Source organism: Rhodopseudomonas palustris, assembly GCF_003226555.1.
GTDB classification, from domain to species: Bacteria; Pseudomonadota; Alphaproteobacteria; order Rhizobiales; family Xanthobacteraceae; genus Rhodopseudomonas; species Rhodopseudomonas palustris_I.
Genome location: NZ_QKQS01000029.1, coordinates 34363 through 51551 on the forward strand (window position 1 = coordinate 34363; position 17189 = coordinate 51551).

Consider the following 17189-nt stretch of genomic DNA (forward strand, 5'->3'; position numbering starts at 1 on the left):
TTTTTGTTTGGCGAATCTCTCGTTGGGCACGACCGGCCATTCAATCCATGAAGTTCTTCACGATGTCGGCTTTGACTTTGCTTGGCAGAGGGACGAACTGCATCGACCGTGCTGTGGGGTCGCCATGGGTGAACGCCCATTTGAAGAACTCCAAGACGGCCGCCGACGTAGCGCGCTTGTCCGGGCTCCTCGGCACCAGCGCGAAGGTCGCCGTCACGATCGGCCAGGCGTGCTCACCCGGCATGTCGGTGAGATCGACCGCATAGTTCGGCACGGACCAGTCGCCAGTCTCGGCGGCGGCGGCGAAACTACTCCCGTTCGGCAGCACGAACCGCCCTGCCTTGTTCTGCAATTGCACGGTCGCCAAGTTGTTGGCGATGACGTAGGAGAGCTCGGCGTAGCCGATCCCGCCGGGCGTCATCGGCACGGTCGACGCCGCGCCATAGCTGCCTTTGACGCCGGCGCCAACCGGCCAACTCAGGGTCATCCCGATCCCCATTCTGTCGCGCCATGCCGTGCTGATCTTGGACAGATAGCGGGAGATCGCGTAGGTGCCGCCTGACCCTCCCGCATGATACAGCAGGGAAATCGGCAGGCTGGGCAGCGCAAGCCCGGGATTGAGCTGTACGATCCGCGTGTCGTCCCACGACTTGATGTCGCCCATGAAGATGTCGGCGAGCACAGGCGCGGTGAGCCGAAGTTTGCCGGCCGAGACGCCCGGAATATTGACCACCACGGCATAGCCGCCGACGACGGTGGGAAACTGCCGGATATTTCCTTCCTTCAGCTTGCTGTCGTCCATCGGCACGTCCGAACCGCCGAAATCCGTCAGGCCTTTCAGCACCTGGAGCTGCCCGACCGACGATCCCGAAGGCTGATAGTTGATCGCCGGCCCCTTGGCCGCTTTCATCTGTTCCGCCCATTTGATGTAGATCGGCGCGGCGAAGGCCGAACCGGTCCCCATCACTGGAGTCTCGGCACGACCGGCCGTCACGCCGGCCGAGCTGATGGCGAGCGCCATCAATGCGAAGCGAATCGCGCGCATCTGAATTCCTCTATGCAATCGTGCGGGATTATTCGGCGCCGTTCAGGGCGAAGTCGAAGATGTCGTAGTTGCGTAACACGCCGGTTTCCGCCCACTCGCGGTAGTCACGCGTGAGCGGGCGCGACAGCACGAACGGCACGCGCTGCTCGCCCAGCCCGCCATGCGAGCGCAAGCGGTGGTCACCAAGCGCCGAGAGGTCGTGGTCTTCACGCCGCGCGCCGACTGCGGTGCCGCGATCGCTGAACACCGCGAAGTCGCCCTCGCGATCCGGCGGCAATTGGTAGCGTTCGCACACCGTCGCGCGATCGAGCACGAGTTCGATGCCGGGCAGCGACCGTGCAAAGGTCATCATCGCGGCGATATCGCAGGGCTTGAGCAGGTGCACGCGCACGAAGCCACCGAGTGCGCCGTGATGACGAACGAACGGATCGGCGATCGGACAGATCACGCGCGCGATGCCGGGCCCGAACTTCTCGTTCAGCGCGTCCTCGAGATAGACGACGTTCGGCTGGCCATCCGCATCCGACTTGTCGGCCATGCCGTGATCGGCGGTCAGCGCGACGGTTGCCTCGAGTTCGATCAGGCGCGCGATGCGCCGATCCACGGCCGCGTGGAAGTCGTTGGATTCGTCGTCACCCGGCTGGTGCTTGTGCTGCACATAATCCGACGTCGACAGATACATCAGGTCGGGCTTGGCCGTCTCGAGCAGCCTGATGCCGGCGTCCAATGCGAACAGCGACAGATCGGCGGAATACTGATCCGGCTTGGCGCGCCCCACCATCTCCTCACCGTTCTTGAAACCAAGCGCGGTGAGATCGGCAGCGTTCGGGTGTTCGGACGAGAACGCGATGCCCTCCATTTCGTAGGCGAGCACCTTCAAGAGCTTGTCCTTGGCGGTGACCACCGCGGTCCGCACGCCCGCTTGGCTCATGGCCCCGAGAATCGTGCCGCAACGCAGCCGGCGCGCATCCGTCACCATGATCTCTTCGCCAGTGTCGGCGTCGAGATAATAATTGCCATTGATGCCGTGGATGGCGGGTGGCACGCCGGTGACGATCGAGGTGTTGTTGGTGTTGGTGGTCGTCGGCAGCGTCGCCAGCGCGGTGCCGACATAGCCGCTTGACCTCAGCGCACCGAGGGTCGGCAGCACGCCATCCGCAATGCCGCGCTCCAGATATTCGGGGTCGAAGCCGTCGAGGCAGATCACGACGACCGGTCGTCGCGGCACGGCGTAGCTGCGCCCGTTGACCTCGACCAGCGGCAGAGGTCGGGCGGTTTGAGAATGGAGCGTCATACAGTGATCCCAGTCCTGAGCGCCGCCCTGCGGCGGCTGGCGTCCCGGGTGGTAGGCCGTTCACATGTGAGAATCGATCGAATAAAATCGACAAACACGTGAGTATAAGTCGCAGATCAGCGAGGCTTTCCGGTCGCTGTCGTCACACGGAGGTCATTTTGAAAGAACGAGAACTGCCACTGGTTGCCCTACGGGCGTTTGCCGTGGCTGCGCGCAGCGACAGCCTGAGTTCGGCCGCCGAGCAGCTGGGTGTCACCCACGGCGCCGTCAGCAAGCAGGTGCGGCTCCTCGAGGATTGGCTCGGTCAGCAGGTCTTCACCCGAGAAGGCCGCAGTGTGGCGCTCACGCCCTATGGCAGCGTCCTGGCGGAACAACTGAGCCAGTCGTTCCGCAGTATTGAGGCTGCCTGCCAGTATGTCCGCCGTCGTCGCAGCAAGGCGGTGCTGGCGGTCGAGGCGCCGTCGACATTCGCCATGTATTTTCTGATGCCGCGGCTGAAGCGGTTCGAGGCGGCCAATCCCGATCTGGCGGTCTGGATTTCGACGCGGATGACGGGCCAGACACCGGACGTGGCCTCGCACGATCTCCTGATCACGCGCGGCAGCAGCGGGAAGATCGGCGGGCATTCGAAAGCCTCGACGGCGTTGTTCGAAGAGAACCTGACGCCGGTCTGCAGCGTGGACCTGCTGCAGGAGACGGTCATCGCGACGCCGGAGGATCTTCTCACCTTTCCATTGATCACCTCGGCCACGCGGCCGGGACACTGGGAGGCCTGGCTGAAGAAAGCGGGCCTGCGCGACCATCTGTTCGAAGGCGGTCACCGCTTCGACCACATGTTCGTCGCGATGCATGCGGTGCGCGAGGGATTCGGCTCGATCGTCGCGCCGAAGGAGTTCTTTCCCGGAAAGCCCGAATGGCGGCTCGTCTGCCCGTTTCCGGACTTGGTCGTGAAGGGCGAAAAGTACGCCGCTCACCCGACCTCGCGCGCCGATCCGCGCTATCTCGGCCGGTTCTTGGAATGGCTGAAGGAGGAGATCAGGACGTCGGCCCTAAGCCCATCCTGACGCGCCCGGCAAAGCCGAGCGTCTTCAAGAATGGGGAGCCCATGGGCTGGGCTCCCAGATCGCTGGCTCTCAGATCTCGGCGACTATGCCGCTACCGCTGCCGCCCAGAACGGCTTCTTGCACGAAGTTCCGACAGCCGCGCAACGACCGCAGCGCGCGGTTGAAGTCGATGCCGGTCGAGACCAGCGACCGGATCGAGGTCGGGTGGCGGGCGATGCCGCGCAGCACTTTGCGCAGATCGACGTCGCCGTTCGGCTTGATCGCGCTGGAGACGATCTGCGGCAGGCTCCGCCCCGCCGGATCGCTGATCACCCGCAGCGCCGCGAACGGCAGCTTGGCGGCGGCGGCGAAATCGGCGGCGATGTGGCTCTCCATATCGACCGCGGCCGCGCCGGTCTCCGAGCGCAGCGCCGCCTTAGCGGTGCGGGCGGCGACCACCTGCTCGGCCCCGACCAGACCGCCGCGCACCACGCGGTGGCGGCCGAGCCCGGCGCTTCGCAATAATTCGTCGGTGAGTGCAACTTCCGACGCCCAGCGGCGTTCACCCGCCACGACCTCGGTGGCGATGACGATGTCACCGGCCTCGAGAGACGGATCGAGCCCCCCGGCGACGCCGAAGCTGATCACGCCGCGAATCGACGAAGGGTCGAAATCGGCCATGATCGCGCGCAGTTGCTTGGGGTCGCTGCTGCTGCAGATAACGGTGAGGCCCGGCCCCGCCGCGATACGTGCTTCCTGAATCAGGCCCGTCACAATCAATACCGGCCGCGGATCCTGGCGATTCGCCGCGGCCTGCTCGTCCACTGCCCCCAGAATCACATCCCGACCCCTACCACCTTGCTGTTCGCGGCCTGCAAGTTCCGGTACCGCGCTAACGCCCAGAGCGGGAAGAACTTCGGATAGCCATGATACCGCAGATAAAACACCCGCGGGAAGCCCGTCGCCGTGTAACGTTGCTCGTCCCACAGTCCTTTTTCGGTCTGTGTGCTTTTCAGGTACTCGATGCCCCGTGCCACGGCGGGATGATCGACCTCGCCCGCAGCCATCAGAGCAAGCAAAGCCCATGCCGTTTGTGAGGAGGTGGAGGGTGCACTTTCGTAGCCGCGGTAATCCAGTCGGTAGCTGACGGCGTCCTCTCCCCACCCGCCGTCGCGATTCTGCACCGACTCCAGCCAGGCGACCGCCTTGCGGATCATCGGATCGGAATGGGAAACGCCGGCGGCGTTGAGCGCGCACAGCACCGACCAGGTGCCATAGATGTAATTCATGCCCCAGCGGCCGTACCAGGAACCCTCGGCGAGCTGGGTGTCGCGCAGATAGCGGATTGCACGGGCGAGCGCCGGGCTGCTGTCGACCGTCTCCCCGAGCTGCGCCAGCATCGACACGCAACGCGCGGTGACGTCCTCGGTCGGCGGATCGAGCATCGCGCCGTGGTCCGAGAACGGGATGTTGTTCAAATAATACTCGGTATTGTTGATGTCGAAGGCACCCCAGCCGCCATCGTCGCTCTGCATGCCCTCGATCCACTCGCGGGCGCGGGCGATCGCGGCGTCGTAGGCGGGGTTCGGCTGGTCCTTGCGGGCGCGATCGAGCGCCATCACCACCACCGCGGTGTCGTCGAGATCCGGATAATGGGCGTTGTTGTACTGGAACGCCCAGCCTCCGGGGCGGACATTCGGCGCCTTCACGATCCAGTCGCCCTTGACGTCGAGGACCTGGCGCGGAAGCAGCCAATCGAGCGCCGGCTTCACCACCTTGGCACCGTCGTGACCGTCCGCCTCCAGCACCGCGTGGCTGGCGAGCGCCGTGTCCCACACCGGCGAGACGCAAGGCTGGCAGTAGGCTTCGTCGCCGCGATCGACCAGCAGCAGATCGATCCCGCGGCGCTGGATGGCGCGCGGCGGATAATCCTCAGGATAGCCCAGCGCCTCGTACATCATCACGGTGTTGGCCATCGGCGGGAAGATCGCGCCGAGGCCATCCTCGCCGTTGAGCCGCTCCTCGATGAAGGCGCGCGCCTTGTCGATCGCGTGCTGGCGCAGCCGCTTCGGCATCACCGGCTCGATCACCCGCAGCACGGCGTCGATCGACCCGAACAGCTTGAACAGCCCCCAATTCTGATGCGGCGCCTTGGCCGGCATCCCGATCGTCTTGGGGTCCTGCAGGAACAATTCGTCGATGCCGACGCCCTTGGGATTCTTGGCCTTCGGCTTCAGCGCGCACAGCACCAACAGCGGCACCATCGTGGTCCGCGCCCAGTACGACACTTTGTTGAGTGTGAAGGGTGACCAGCTCGGCAGCAGCATAATTTCGACCGGCAGCACTGGCACCGCGCGCCACGTGGTCACGCCGTACAGCGTCAGCAGGAACCGGGTGAAGACGTTGGAATGGATCGCGCCGCCGCGCGAGCGGATCGCCTCGCGCGCCCGCACCATGTGCGGCGCGTCGATGCTGTCGCCGATCATCTTCAGCGCGAAGTAGCCCTTCACGCTGGCGCTCATGTCGAAATCGCCGTCGTGGACCAGCGGCCAGCCGCCGTGGGCGCCCTGGATGCGGCGCAGATAGGTCGCGATCTTGGCTTCGAGCGCGGCATCGACCGGCTCGCCGAGGTAATGCCGCAGCAGCACGTATTCGGCAGGAATGGTGCAATCGGCCTCGAGTTCGAACACCCAATGGCCGTCGTCGCGACGATAGTTCAGCAGCGCGCTGCGCGCCGCATCGATCGAAGCTTCGAGCGCATTGCGCCCGACACCGGTATCGTAGCTGCCGGAATCCATTTTATCTGCTGAGTCTCCGTTGTGGGGGTGGATCAGGCGCGACCGGCTGCCAGCACCAAGTCTGCGGCACGGTTGCCGGATCGGACCGATCCTTCGATGGTCGCCGGTAACCCCGTATCAGTCCAATCGCCAGCGAGATATAGGTTTCTCCACTGGGTGACAGGCCCGGGGCGCAGGGCGTTCTGCGCCGGTGTAGCGGCGAATGTGGCGCGGCGCTCGCGGACAATTTGCCACGGCGGCAGATTGGCGGAGATGCCGGCGATCTTGCAGATTTCGCCCCAGATTTCGGCCGCGAGCTGCTCACGCGGCGCCTCGACCAGGCGGTCGCCGTTGCTGATCGTCACCGACAGCCGGTTCGGGAACGCGAACAGCCACTCCACCACCCCGCCGATCACCCCGGTCAGGGCCGGCATGCCGGGCGGCGGCGCATAGTTGAAATGCGCGTTGACGATGGCGCGGTATTCCTGCGGGGTCTTCAGCCCAGGCAGCAGCGACGCCGCCGGGCGCGGCGGCACCGCCAGCACCACCGCATCGTCCGGACCAAGGGTGACGACATCCTCGCCGCCGAACTGCAGCGCGCCGACGCGGTCGCCGGCCGGGGTCAGCCCCCGCAGCTCGTGACCGAACCGCACGCCGGGGCCGGTGGCGGCGAGCTGCGCCACTGCCGGCTCGACCAGCACGGCGGACAGACCGTCGCGGGCGATCAGCGGCCGGCAAGCCTTGCCGCCGGCCAGTAGCGTCTCGCGCACCACCGCACCGGCGAGCCCGGCGGAGCCTTCCGGCGGATCGACGTTGAGCGCAGCGAGCAACAGCGGCGCCACCAGCCGGTCGTACAGCGGGCCGGAGCATTTGATGGTGTTGCCGATCAGCTTGGTGGTCGGCGCCCACAACAGTGGCATCAGGCCGAGGTAATCGCCGATCGACGTATCCGGCACGCGGCTACTCGCATCGAACAGCCACAGCGGCAGCTTGCCGCCGCCGAGCTTGAGCCGCCAGCGCGCCTCGGTCGGCAGGTCGATGAAGTCGAACTCGGCACGCTCCGGGCCGACCAGCCCGGCCTCGGTGCCGATCGCGCGCGCATACGCGCAGGCAGCGTGATTGCCGGACAGCAGCAGGTGATTGCCGTTGTCGATCACCAGCCCGGTCTGGGCGTCGAAATACGAGCGGCAGCGGCCGCCGGCCTGCTGCATCGCTTCATGGACGTGGACAATGAGGCCGGCGCGGGCGAGCCGGGTCGCGGCCGCAAGACCGGAGATTCCCGCACCGATGACGTGAACTGTTTTCGACATCACACGATCGCGTATTGCAGCAGGATGGCGATCTTCGAGGCCTTGCCGAGCTTCACCGGAGCGCGCGGCGCTGCGAAACCGCGCGCGATCAGAAGCTGCAGGATCGCGTAGTAGTACTTGCCCATGATGCGGGGAGCCTTCACCAGCCGGCGCGGATTGCGGTTCATCACCTTGTCGGCGGCGGCGAAATGCGAAAGCGCGCGCTCCACCAGCGGCGCACAGACGTTCGGCAGCGCCGGATGCGCCGCGACCACGCGCGGATCGGTAGCGGTGATACCGGCCTTGTGCAGCAGCTCGCTCGGCAGATACAGCCGGCCGATGCCGGCATCCTCGTCGATGTCGCGCAGGATGTTGGTGAGCTGCAGGGCGCGGCCGAGATGATGCGACAGCTCGATGCCGTCGCCTTCCGGCAGACCGAAGATCCGCACCGACAGCCGCCCCACCGCACTGGCGACGCGATCGCAGTACAGATCGAGCGTGGCTTCGTCCGGCGCACGGATGTCGGCGTCGACATCCATCTCCATGCCGTCGATGATCGCCTCGAAATCCTCGCGCTTCAGCCCGAAGGTGCGCAGCGATTCCTGATAGTCCGCGAGCCGCGGCGACGGCGCGCCGCGATACAGCGCCGCGATGTCGTCGCGCCATTGCTGCAGCTCGGCGACGCGCACCTCGCGCGGCCGATCGGAATCGGCGATGTCGTCGACGAAGCGGCAGAAGCTGTAGACCTGGAACATGGCCTCGCGCTGCGGGCGCGGCAGGATGCGCATCGCGGCGTAGAACGAGCTACCAAGCGCGACGCCTTGATGCGCGGCCGGCTCCGGCGTGGCGTGAACGGTCATGCGCGCGGCGCCGGATGCGACACCGGTCCCTTCCCGAAGCTGCGGCGGAAGATCTCGGAGCCCATCGCGCCGAAGCTGGCGGTGGCGAATTCGATCGGCTTCAGGTGCACGCGCTCGCTGAGCGGATCGCGGGTCTGCAGCATCCCGACGATGCGGTCGGCATAGGCCTGGATCACCGAGACTTCGAGGCCGAGCCGGAAATCCTTGATCTCGGCGGCGAGCGGCCGGCCGTCGCCGAGCAGCGACGCGGTCCGGGTCGCAAGCCCCTGCAGGCACTTCAGCAGCGCCGGCGACGCCTTCGGCAGACCGAGGTCCTCGACCTTGGCGCCGGCGGCATCGAGCACGTCGCGCGGCAGATACACGCGGTTGAGGGTGCGATAGTCCTTGCCGCAATCCTGCAGGTGATTGTTGATCTGAAGCCCGGCGCACAGCGCATCGGACGCCGGCCAGGTCGCGGTGCTTTCGCCGTGGACGTCGAGCATGAAGCGGCCGACCGGCATCGCCGAATAGCGGCAGTAATGAATGACCTCGTCCCAATCCTCGTAGCGCAGCTTGGTGACGTCCATCCGGAACGCGATCAGCAGATCGAGCGCATGGCGCGGCGGCATGCCGCGCTCCGCCAGCGCCCGGCGCAGATGCACCGCTTCGGCCTGGGTCTCGCCGCGGCCGAGCAGCTCGGCTTCGAGCAGGTCGAGATATTCCAGCTTGGTGGCGGCATCGAGCATCGCGTGGTCGGCGATGTCGTCGGCGGTCCGGACGAAATTGTAGAACGCCAGAATCAGGTCACGGTGCCGCGGATGGATGATCCACGACGCGACCGGGAAATTCTCGTCCCGGTGGGTCTTACCCGATCGAAGCTCGCTCGCAGTCGTCATCGGCACTGGCTAAACACTTGGTTTGGTGACGAAAAAAAGCGAACGGCCGCACCCAGCGGAGCCGGGCGCACCGTTCGCGACGCCATATAAGGGAAATCGCCGGCTAAACCAACGATCTTGACGGAGGATGTCCGGGCCGCAGTTTTGCCCGGATCGCCGCCGGAACCGCCGAACCGGGCCGAAAACGGCCCGGCGGCGGCCGCCGGCTCACCGCCTCACTGGCCGTGGCTGACCAACACCTGGTTGCAGGCCTTGCTGATCTTCGGGCGATTCTGCTGCAGGCAGGACAGAATCACCAGATCGCTCTGCTCCATCACCGAGCGGCAGAAACGGGACACGTCGCGCGAGCAGGCCTTCTGCTCGGCTTCGGTGCCGCTACGCTGCGGTTGCTGGGCATAGGCACCGGAGGACATCGAAACGAGCAGCAACGCGAGCGCAACCAAGGTCTTTTGCATTGTCTTCCTTCGATATGGGCTTGGGGTTCGAAACCCGTTCTCGATCACATCAATGGCGCCGCATGAAAGAATCGCGGGACGCACGCACGATCGGCACAACGGTATGATGTGTCGATCAAGGAGACAAATACGGCCAAATTAGTGCCGACGCACGCGTCAACGCGGCGATGCTGCTGAAAGGCACGCAATACCAGTGGCTTTTTGTCGAAGCGTTGCCGATTTGATGCAAATGCGATAGTTCCGCGGCGGGCGCAGCGGAACAGCATGAGCATGCGCTTGGTGTGGGGGGTCGGCGTCACTATTTGATTTGAACCTGCCGTGAGGCGAACACACTAACCAGCGACGTGACGCAAGGTCGTCACCAAGCGACTCAAGGATGGCCAGAATGCGCCTGCTTCGTTCCTCCACTTCCTCCCTCCACGCGTTGAAGGCAGCCGGGCTCGGCGCCGCGATGATGCTGTCGGCATCGGCCGCGGTCGCGGACTCCGGACCGTTCGCCGGGTTCGAAGGATCGTGGTCGGGCAGCGGAACAGTGGCGCTGTCGGACGGCACCAAGGAGCGGATCCGCTGCAAGGCGACCTATCGGGTCGGCAGCGGCGGCAACCAGTTGACCCAAACGCTGCGTTGCGCCAGCGACAGCTACAAGTTCGACTTGTCGGCCGACGTCGCCAGCAGCGGCGACCGCATCTCCGGTAACTGGAGCGAAGCCAGCCGCAACGTCAACGGCAGCCTGCAGGGCAAGGCCGGCGGCGGCCACATCGAAGTGTTCGTCGAAGCCGCGGGCTTCGCCGCCAGCATCTCGCTCACCACCCGCGGCAACAAGCAATCGGTGGCGATCAGTTCCAAGGGCGAGATCCGCGGCGTCAACATCTCGATGACGCGCGGCTGACCGAACACTCGGCCGACGCTCTGAATCACAAAGCCCCCGGATCTTGCGATCCGGGGGCTTTTGTTCGCGTGGATGATTCTAAACCACCGGCCCTGCGCGATGGCGCCCGCCGCGCAGGCGCTGTGCGGTGGCGATCAGCCACATCGCGGTCGGACGCAGGATGAACAGGTCGGCGATCAGCGCCGCCACCATCGCGAACGCGCTGAGCCAGCCGAACAGCCGCAGCGACGGCAGATCCGAGAACACGGTGACGCCGAGGCCACAGGCCAGCACCACGGTGGTGAGGATCAGCGCCGGTCCCACCAGCACGGTGGCGCGTTCGACCGCCTGCGCGGCGCTGACGCCCGGCGGGCTCTCCAGCCGCAGCCGGTTGAGGAAGTGGATGGTGGCCGACAAGCCGAGACCGAACGACACCGTCAGCGCCACCACGCTGGCGAATTGCAGCCCCTCCCCCATCACCCACAGCATCGTTCCGGACAGCACCACCGGGAAGATGCCCGGCAGGATGCAGGCCAGCATCACCACCACCGACCGGAACGCCAGGCCGATGAACACCGCCACCAGCGCGAACTCGATGGTGAGGCCGTGGTTGAGTTTGGAGATCATATCGGCGCTGTTGCGCGCGGCGATCGCCGACAGGCCGGTGACCGCGATCTCGTAACCCGGGTGCTCGGCGCGCAGCTTGTCGAGCGCATGGTCGAGCTTCTCCACCACCGGAAGGATCTGGCTGGAATCGAGATCGGGCACGCGGCCGGAGACCACCACGGCGGTCTGATCCTCGGCGATGAAGCGACGGACCAGACTCTGCGGCAACAGGTCGACGTACTCCTTCAACGTGTCGACGCTGGTGGTATGCGCCTTCTCGGCGAGCCAGCGTCGCAGCGTCTCCAGCGACCAGACGTTGCCGACGCCGGCCTGCTTCTCGACCGTCGCGTGGACCTGGGCGATGATCTGCAAGGTCTGCGGCGAATACAGCGTCTCGCCCTTGGGAAATTCGATCAGCACGTCGATCGGATTGGCGCCGGTCAGCTTGGCGTCGAGCCGGCTGCTGGCCTGCACCGCCTGTTCGCGGTCGGGCACCTGATCGGCCAGGCGGTAGCGCGGCTCGAGATTGGCGTAGATCACCGACAGTCCGCCGACCACCAGCACCGCCAGGAGGCTGAACAGGCCAGGACGGCCGACCATCCGCACCGCGATGAAGGCGCAGAACCGCCGCAGCGCGTTGACGCCGAGATCGCCGCTCTGGAACTTGGCCGCGAACGCCTCTTCGTGCCTGACCAGCAGCACGCCGAACACCGGCACCAGCGTCAGCACCGCGATCAGCGCCAGCACGGTGGCGAGCAGGCCGGCCTCGCCGAATGCGCGGATCAGATCAGAATTGGAGAATTGCAGCGCGATGAAGGAAATGCCGGCGGTCGCGTGGGTCAGCACGCAGGCCGGCCCGACCACCAGCACCGCGTTCTTGAACGCGGTGTATTTGTCCTCGCCGGCGATCAGCCGGTCTCGTGCAGCAAAGGTGAGCTGCATCGAGTCCGAGAAGCTGATCACCATGATCAGCGGCGTCATCACGTTGAGGAACATGTTGAGGCTGAAGCCGGCCCAGCCCAGCACGCCGAGCGCCAGCAGGATCGCCAGCAGCGGCGGAAACGCCGCCACCACCATGAACGAGATCTTGCGGAAGAACAGGATGGCGATGACGCAACCGGCGAGGATGCCGGCGACGTTGTAGATCAGGCCGTCGCGCTCGACCGCGTTGCGGATTTCGAGCTGCATCACCGGCACGCCGGACAACTCACGCGTTAATCCGGAGCCCTCGAGATCCTGGTCCATCGTCTTGCGCATTTCGCCGATGGTCGCGCGCAGCCGGGTGGTGTCGCCCACCACCTTGGGATCGAGCGACAGCACCACCAGCGCCAGCGTGCCGTCCTCGGACAACAGCTTGCCACGGATGATCTCGTTGCTCTTCACCGTCTGGATGAACTGGTCGTAGGCGTCGCCTTCCGGCAGATCGGGCGGAAACAGCGCCGCCGGCAGCTTGCCGGGCTCCGGCGCCTGCCGCGCCGAGAACAGCGAGATCAGGCCGCGCACGCCGTCGATCAGTTGCAGGTCGGTGACGGTGTCGCGCAGTTTCTCAAGATTGTCCCGTGCCAGCAGATCCTTGCCTTCCACCACGAGCAGCACGTCGAACTCGGTCGACGGAAACCGCTTGGTGACCTCCTCGTACTGCTTGAACTCCTTGGTGTCGGAGCGGAACAGCTGGCTGAGGGAGTCATCGATCTTGATCCGCTCGATGCCGAACACCGCACCGACGATCAGCGCCAGCAGGATGATGCAGGACACCACCGGCGCGCGTAGCGGGATTAGGCCAAGCCGCTCCAGGCCAAAGGCGATGCTGACCCGCCGCCGCTTCAATTCCGCGACTTCGGCATCGTTCACGTTTTTATCCAGCATGCGCTATTCCGTCCTGTCGATCGCTCGTCCTAGCCAGAATTCCCGGCACGAATACGACAGCGTCGCATCGCCCGGCATCCAGGTCCTCGGACATGCAGCAATTCACCACGTGCGCAGGCTCGGACCGACCGCCCTTCGGCATCGAGACTGGGAACCGGAATCCAACAGATTCGCGGTCCGCTTGCGAGTTTTCCGATCGCCTCGGATCAAGGCGACGGCAGCTCCGGAATCGGGCTGCCGCTCTCGTCCTTGAGGATGACGCCGGTCGCCTCGCGCACCAATCCCTCGCGCACCAGCCAGGCGATCTTGTGCGCCGCCTCATCCGCCGAGATACCGGCGTCATGGATGTTGGAGACGCAGTTGCGGTCGGCGTCGGTGAGCCCGGCGCGCGGCCCGAAGGTCAGATAGGCACCAAGGCTGGCCGGCGCCGACAGTCCAGGCCGTTCGCCGATCAGCACCAGCACCATCCGGGCGCCGAGTGCGGCGCCGATTTCGTCGCCCAGCGCAACTCGGGCACCGGTCGCGACCACTGCGGCGCCGATGCTGATCCGGGCCGCAGCGAGCCGCGGCAACAGTTGTCGCACCACGCCTGCGGCCTGCGCCGCCACAGCAACGGGCGACAGGCCATCGCCGACCACCAGTGCGACATCGCCCCCTTGCAGGACACCGGCCAGCGAGTCGCGCGAGGTCGGATCCAGTTGGCGGCCAAGGTCGGGCCGGGCCAAATAGTCGCGGCGGTCCGCGGCGCGGCTCGCCACCTGCAAAGCCGGCAGGCCGATCGCCTGCAGCTCGCCGGCGATGGCCGCGGCATCGAAGCCGGCATGGACGGCGTCTCGGGCGCGGGCGTGGGCCAGGGTGAAATCCAGCAGCGCCTCAGTCGGCAGGCTGGCGCCGGCGCGGCCAAGGGCGACGCGGGCCGGAGTGAGACGGCGCAGCTCGGCAAGCGAGCGCGGCGGAGTGGCGGGTGAAGTCATAGCAGTCCTATTCGGCCGGCACGGCCGCTTCCCGCAGGCGCAGGGAGTAGTTGGAGGCATTGGCGTGGCCGCGCGAGGCTTCGCGCGCGTAGATGATCAGATGATGCGCCACCACCATCACCAGCAGCAGGTTCTCGATGTCGCCGCGGATCAACCGCTGCAGCGCGAACTTCCAGAACACCAGCTTGTAATCGCCGCGAACACCGATCTGCCAGATGATGTTGCGCAACATGATCAGGGCACGCTTGATGTTGGCCTTCGATGCACGCTGCGGCGTCGCAGGATGGAGCCGCGTCGCATAAGCGTGCTCGATCTGATACGCGTAGCGCCTCAGCAGCGCCTCGGGCTGGTAGGCTCGCGCCATGCAGTCCTTCCACATCGCCACCACCTGATCGTGCGGCAACAGGAAGTCGACATTGGACTCGCGGTTGTCGTCGTGGACCAGCCGGCCCTCGCGCTCCAGCCGGTCCCACAGCGGCGTCTTCGGCAACGCCTGCAGCAGATTGATGGTGAGCAGCGGGATCTGCGACTGCTCGATGAACTGCATCAGGAATTCGCCGGTCTCCGGCGTGTCGGTGTCGAGGCCGAGAATGATGCCCGACACCACCTCGATGCCGTAGCTCGAGATCGTCCGCACGCCTTCGAGGATCGGGACCATCATGTTGTGGTCCTTGTGCATCGCTTTCAGCGCGGTCGGATCCGGCGTTTCGATGCCGCAGAAGATCGTGCAGAAATACGCCTCGCGCATCAGCTCGAGAATTTCGGGACGCTTGGCGATGTTCAAGGTCGCCTCGCAGGCGAGCTGCAGCTGAAAGCCGGTGCGCTTCTGCCATTCGACCAGATGCGGCAGCAGATCGAGCGCCGCCTTGCGGTTGCCGATGAAATTGTCGTCGACGAAATACACCGAACCGCGGATGCCGCATTCGACCATGCGGTCGAGCTCGGTGATGATCTGCTCGGGCGTCTTGAGCCGCGGATTGCGGCCGTACAGGCCCGGAATGTCGCAGAATTCGCACTGATATGGGCAGCCCGACGAATATTGGATGCTGCCGAGCAGATATTTGCTGCATTCCGCCAGCTCGTAGGCCGGAATCGGAAACAGCGTCATATCGAGGCGGTCTTCGGTGGTGAAAACGATCTGGCGATTCGGCCGCGCGACGTCCTGCGACAGCTTCGCGATCAATTGATCGGTGGCGTCGCCGAGTTCGCCGACATGCAAATAGTCGAAATTCGGGTAGTGGTCCGGGCAGGCGCTGACCGAAGGGCCGCCGAGCGCCACTGGCAGATCGAAATCATGCGCGCGCCGGCAGATGTCGTTCATCTGCTGCCGCTGGATGTGCATGCCGCTGACGAACACCGCCTCCGCCCAGGTGAAATCCTGCTCGGTGGCCGGACGGATGTTCTCGTCGACGAAGCGAACCTGCCATTCCTCGGGCAGATAGGCTGCGATCACCAGCAGCCCCTGCGGCGGCATGAAGGCCGCAACGTCGTCCATCAGCGGATAGGAGTGCTGAAACGTACCGAAGGACTTGGTGTAGCGCGGGAAGACACACAGTATGCGACGACTGGTTTGCCCCGACTCGGCTCTCATCGAACTTTCCCCGCGAACGTCACGCTGTCCCGAGTTGGTTGCAGCGATCGCCCGCACGGTTCGACCACCGGCCCCAAAAACGGCAAGTCCAATACAACCACGAGAGTCGCAACCGGTTCCCCTCGGCTCTGAAGTTCCCGAGCGCGGCCGCGAGGCATGATCTAATCACGGGGCCAGCGGAGCGGCCAGCGATTCTTGTCGGGGTGTCTGTCCAAGCGGCGCCGTCAGGCGATCAAACGCGCGGCGATGTCCGGCAGCAGGACACCGTCCGTCAGCGGGCGGTGATCCGGTCCGGCAAAGCCGGCACGGACAAGCCAATCGTCGAACTCCGGCGCGCGTTTCAGCCCGAGCAGATCGCGAACATACAGCGCATCGTGAAACGAGGTCGACTGGTAGTTGAGCATCACGTCGTCGGCACCGGGCACGCCCATGATGAAATTGACGCCCGCGGCTGCGAGCAGCGTCAACAGCGTATCCATGTCGTCCTGATCGGCTTCGGCATGGTTGGTGTAGCAGATGTCGACGCCGAGCGGCAGGCCGAGCAGCTTGCCGCAGAAATGATCCTCCAGGCCGGCCCGCACGATCTGCTTGCCGTCGTACAGATATTCCGGACCGATGAAGCCGACCACGCTGTTGACCAGCAGCGGCGAGAACGCCCGCGCCACCGCATAGGCGCGCGCCTCGCAGGTCTGCTGATCGACACCGTGATGCGCGTTCGCCGACAGCGCCGAGCCCTGCCCGGTCTCGAAATACATCACGTTGTCGCCGACGGTGCCACGCTTCTGCGCCAGCGTCGCCTGATGCGCCTCCGCAAGCAGCGCCAGATCGATGCCGAAGCTGCGGTTGGCGGCCTCGGTGCCGGAGATCGACTGGAACGTCAGATCGACCGGCGCCCCCTGCTCCATCAGGCGCAGCGTGGTGGTGACGTGGGTGAGCACACAACTCTGCGTCGGGATCGCCAGCCGCGCGATGATGTCGTCGAGCAGCCGCACCAACTGGCCGAGCACGGCCGGGTCGTCGCTCGCCGGATTGATACCGATGCAGGCGTCGCCGGCGCCGAGCAGCAGGCCGTCGAGAATCGATGCGGTGATGCCGCGGGCGTCGTCGAACGGATGGTTCGGCTGCAGCCGCACGCTCAGCCGGCCCGGCAGCCCGATGGTGTTGCGGAAGCGGGTGACGACGCTGCATTTCTTCGCCACCAGGATCAGATCCTGATTGCGCATCAGCTTCGACACCGCGGCGACCATTTCGGGCGTCAGCCCCGGCGCCAGCGCGGCCAGTGATGACGGCGTCGCGGCGTCCGACAGCAGCCAGTCGCGAAAGCCGCCGACGGTGAGCGAGGCCACCGGCACGAACGCCGCCGCGTCGTGACGATCGGCGATCAGCCGCGTCACTTCGTCGGCCTCGTAAGGGATCACCATTTCGGACAGGAATTGCCGCAGCGGCAGATTGGCTAGCGCCATCCGCGCCGCAACCATCTGCTCGGCGCTGTCGGCGGCAATGCCGGCAAGACGATCGCCGGAGCGCGGCGGGCTCGCCTTGGCGAGCAGGTCGCGCAGGTCTTCGAACACAAACGAGACGTTGCCGATGCTGTGGCGGTAGATCATGGCGTCTCCGGCCAAGTGCTGCGATTGCAGCTCAGGCCG

The 17189-nt window shown here is 65.6% G+C and carries 14 protein-coding genes; 2 read left to right on the top strand and 12 right to left on the bottom strand.

Translation table 11 applies throughout. The features are described from left to right. Positions 1 to 40: 40 nt before the first annotated feature. Both pstS and phnA read right to left on the bottom strand, forming a co-directional pair. A complete protein-coding gene (gene pstS, locus DNX69_RS22560; RefSeq protein WP_110788257.1) occupies positions 41 to 1045 on the bottom strand; it encodes a phosphate ABC transporter substrate-binding protein PstS in 1005 nt (334 codons plus the stop codon). 28 nt (positions 1046 to 1073) lie between these two features. Further along, positions 1074 to 2339, bottom strand: coding sequence for a phosphonoacetate hydrolase (gene phnA / locus DNX69_RS22565; RefSeq protein WP_110788258.1), 1266 nt, complete (start codon positions 2337 to 2339; stop codon positions 1074 to 1076). 158 nt (positions 2340 to 2497) lie between these two features. On the opposite strand from phnA, the gene DNX69_RS22570 reads away from it, so the two are divergent. Next, on the top strand, positions 2498 to 3403 hold the full coding sequence (locus tag DNX69_RS22570) for a LysR substrate-binding domain-containing protein (RefSeq protein WP_234827055.1): 906 nt from the start codon (positions 2498 to 2500) through the stop codon (positions 3401 to 3403). Positions 3404 to 3472: 69 nt separating this feature from the next. Here the strand turns inward: DNX69_RS22570 and DNX69_RS22575 are convergent, their stop codons facing one another. From DNX69_RS22575 to DNX69_RS22600, 6 genes are all read right to left on the bottom strand, one after another. After that, positions 3473 to 4222, bottom strand: coding sequence for a phosphorylase (locus DNX69_RS22575; protein ID WP_110788259.1), 750 nt, complete (start codon positions 4220 to 4222; stop codon positions 3473 to 3475). Continuing rightward, positions 4219 to 6180, bottom strand: a complete 1962-nt coding sequence (gene shc, locus DNX69_RS22580; RefSeq protein WP_110788260.1) for a squalene--hopene cyclase — start codon at positions 6178 to 6180, stop codon at positions 4219 to 4221. Before shc ends, DNX69_RS22575 begins: the two co-directional genes overlap by 4 nt. A 32-nt stretch (positions 6181 to 6212) precedes the next feature. Then, the gene (gene hpnE / locus DNX69_RS22585; protein WP_110788261.1) at positions 6213 to 7469 is read right to left on the bottom strand and encodes a hydroxysqualene dehydroxylase HpnE; all 1257 of its coding nucleotides are present in this window, start codon (positions 7467 to 7469) and stop codon (positions 6213 to 6215) included. Next, on the bottom strand, positions 7469 to 8308 hold the full coding sequence (hpnD, locus tag DNX69_RS22590) for a presqualene diphosphate synthase HpnD (protein ID WP_110788262.1): 840 nt from the start codon (positions 8306 to 8308) through the stop codon (positions 7469 to 7471). Before hpnD ends, hpnE begins: the two co-directional genes overlap by 1 nt. Continuing rightward, positions 8305 to 9183 (bottom strand): squalene synthase HpnC, encoded by an 879-nt coding sequence (gene hpnC, locus DNX69_RS22595; protein WP_110788284.1) that lies wholly within the window; start codon positions 9181 to 9183, stop codon positions 8305 to 8307. Before hpnC ends, hpnD begins: the two co-directional genes overlap by 4 nt. A 215-nt stretch (positions 9184 to 9398) precedes the next feature. Then, positions 9399 to 9638, bottom strand: coding sequence for a hypothetical protein (locus DNX69_RS22600; protein ID WP_110788263.1), 240 nt, complete (start codon positions 9636 to 9638; stop codon positions 9399 to 9401). A 385-nt stretch (positions 9639 to 10023) separates the two neighbouring features. Here DNX69_RS22600 and DNX69_RS22605 point away from each other — a divergent pair, with 385 nt between their 5' ends. Further along, positions 10024 to 10527, top strand: coding sequence for a hypothetical protein (locus tag DNX69_RS22605; protein WP_110788264.1), 504 nt, complete (start codon positions 10024 to 10026; stop codon positions 10525 to 10527). A 78-nt stretch (positions 10528 to 10605) separates the two neighbouring features. Here the strand turns inward: DNX69_RS22605 and DNX69_RS22610 are convergent, their stop codons facing one another. The 4 genes from DNX69_RS22610 to DNX69_RS22625 all read right to left on the bottom strand — a co-directional run bounded on the left by DNX69_RS22610 (position 10606) and on the right by DNX69_RS22625 (position 17150). Beyond that, a complete protein-coding gene (locus tag DNX69_RS22610) occupies positions 10606 to 12978 on the bottom strand; it encodes an efflux RND transporter permease subunit (protein WP_110788265.1) in 2373 nt (790 codons plus the stop codon). A gap of 206 nt (positions 12979 to 13184) precedes the next feature. Beyond that, complete coding sequence (gene eutC, locus DNX69_RS22615) at positions 13185 to 13952, bottom strand: ethanolamine ammonia-lyase subunit EutC (RefSeq protein WP_110788266.1); 768 nt, start codon at positions 13950 to 13952, stop codon at positions 13185 to 13187. A gap of 7 nt (positions 13953 to 13959) precedes the next feature. Beyond that, complete coding sequence (gene hpnP, locus DNX69_RS22620) at positions 13960 to 15543, bottom strand: hopanoid C-2 methylase (RefSeq protein WP_110788267.1); 1584 nt, start codon at positions 15541 to 15543, stop codon at positions 13960 to 13962. A gap of 224 nt (positions 15544 to 15767) precedes the next feature. Next, on the bottom strand, positions 15768 to 17150 hold the full coding sequence (locus DNX69_RS22625; protein WP_110788268.1) for an ethanolamine ammonia-lyase subunit EutB: 1383 nt from the start codon (positions 17148 to 17150) through the stop codon (positions 15768 to 15770). Positions 17151 to 17189 lie beyond the last annotated feature (39 nt).

What these genes read in the sequence shown, in the direction of transcription:
- pstS (WP_110788257.1), bottom strand. Translation starts at nt 1,045, where the DNA reads ATGCGCGCGATTCGCTTCGCATTGATGGCGCTCGCCATCAGCTCGGCC.
- phnA (WP_110788258.1), bottom strand. Translation starts at nt 2,339, where the DNA reads ATGACGCTCCATTCTCAAACCGCCCGACCTCTGCCGCTGGTCGAGGTC.
- shc (WP_110788260.1), bottom strand. Translation starts at nt 6,180, where the DNA reads ATGGATTCCGGCAGCTACGATACCGGTGTCGGGCGCAATGCGCTCGAA.
- hpnE (WP_110788261.1), bottom strand. Translation starts at nt 7,469, where the DNA reads ATGTCGAAAACAGTTCACGTCATCGGTGCGGGAATCTCCGGTCTTGCG.
- hpnD (WP_110788262.1), bottom strand. Translation starts at nt 8,308, where the DNA reads ATGACCGTTCACGCCACGCCGGAGCCGGCCGCGCATCAAGGCGTCGCG.
- hpnC (WP_110788284.1), bottom strand. Translation starts at nt 9,183, where the DNA reads ATGACGACTGCGAGCGAGCTTCGATCGGGTAAGACCCACCGGGACGAG.
- DNX69_RS22600 (WP_110788263.1), bottom strand. Translation starts at nt 9,638, where the DNA reads ATGCAAAAGACCTTGGTTGCGCTCGCGTTGCTGCTCGTTTCGATGTCC.
- DNX69_RS22605 (WP_110788264.1), top strand. Translation starts at nt 10,024, where the DNA reads ATGCGCCTGCTTCGTTCCTCCACTTCCTCCCTCCACGCGTTGAAGGCA.
- DNX69_RS22610 (WP_110788265.1), bottom strand. Translation starts at nt 12,978, where the DNA reads ATGCTGGATAAAAACGTGAACGATGCCGAAGTCGCGGAATTGAAGCGG.
- eutC (WP_110788266.1), bottom strand. Translation starts at nt 13,952, where the DNA reads ATGACTTCACCCGCCACTCCGCCGCGCTCGCTTGCCGAGCTGCGCCGT.
- hpnP (WP_110788267.1), bottom strand. Translation starts at nt 15,543, where the DNA reads ATGAGAGCCGAGTCGGGGCAAACCAGTCGTCGCATACTGTGTGTCTTC.
- DNX69_RS22625 (WP_110788268.1), bottom strand. Translation starts at nt 17,150, where the DNA reads ATGATCTACCGCCACAGCATCGGCAACGTCTCGTTTGTGTTCGAAGAC.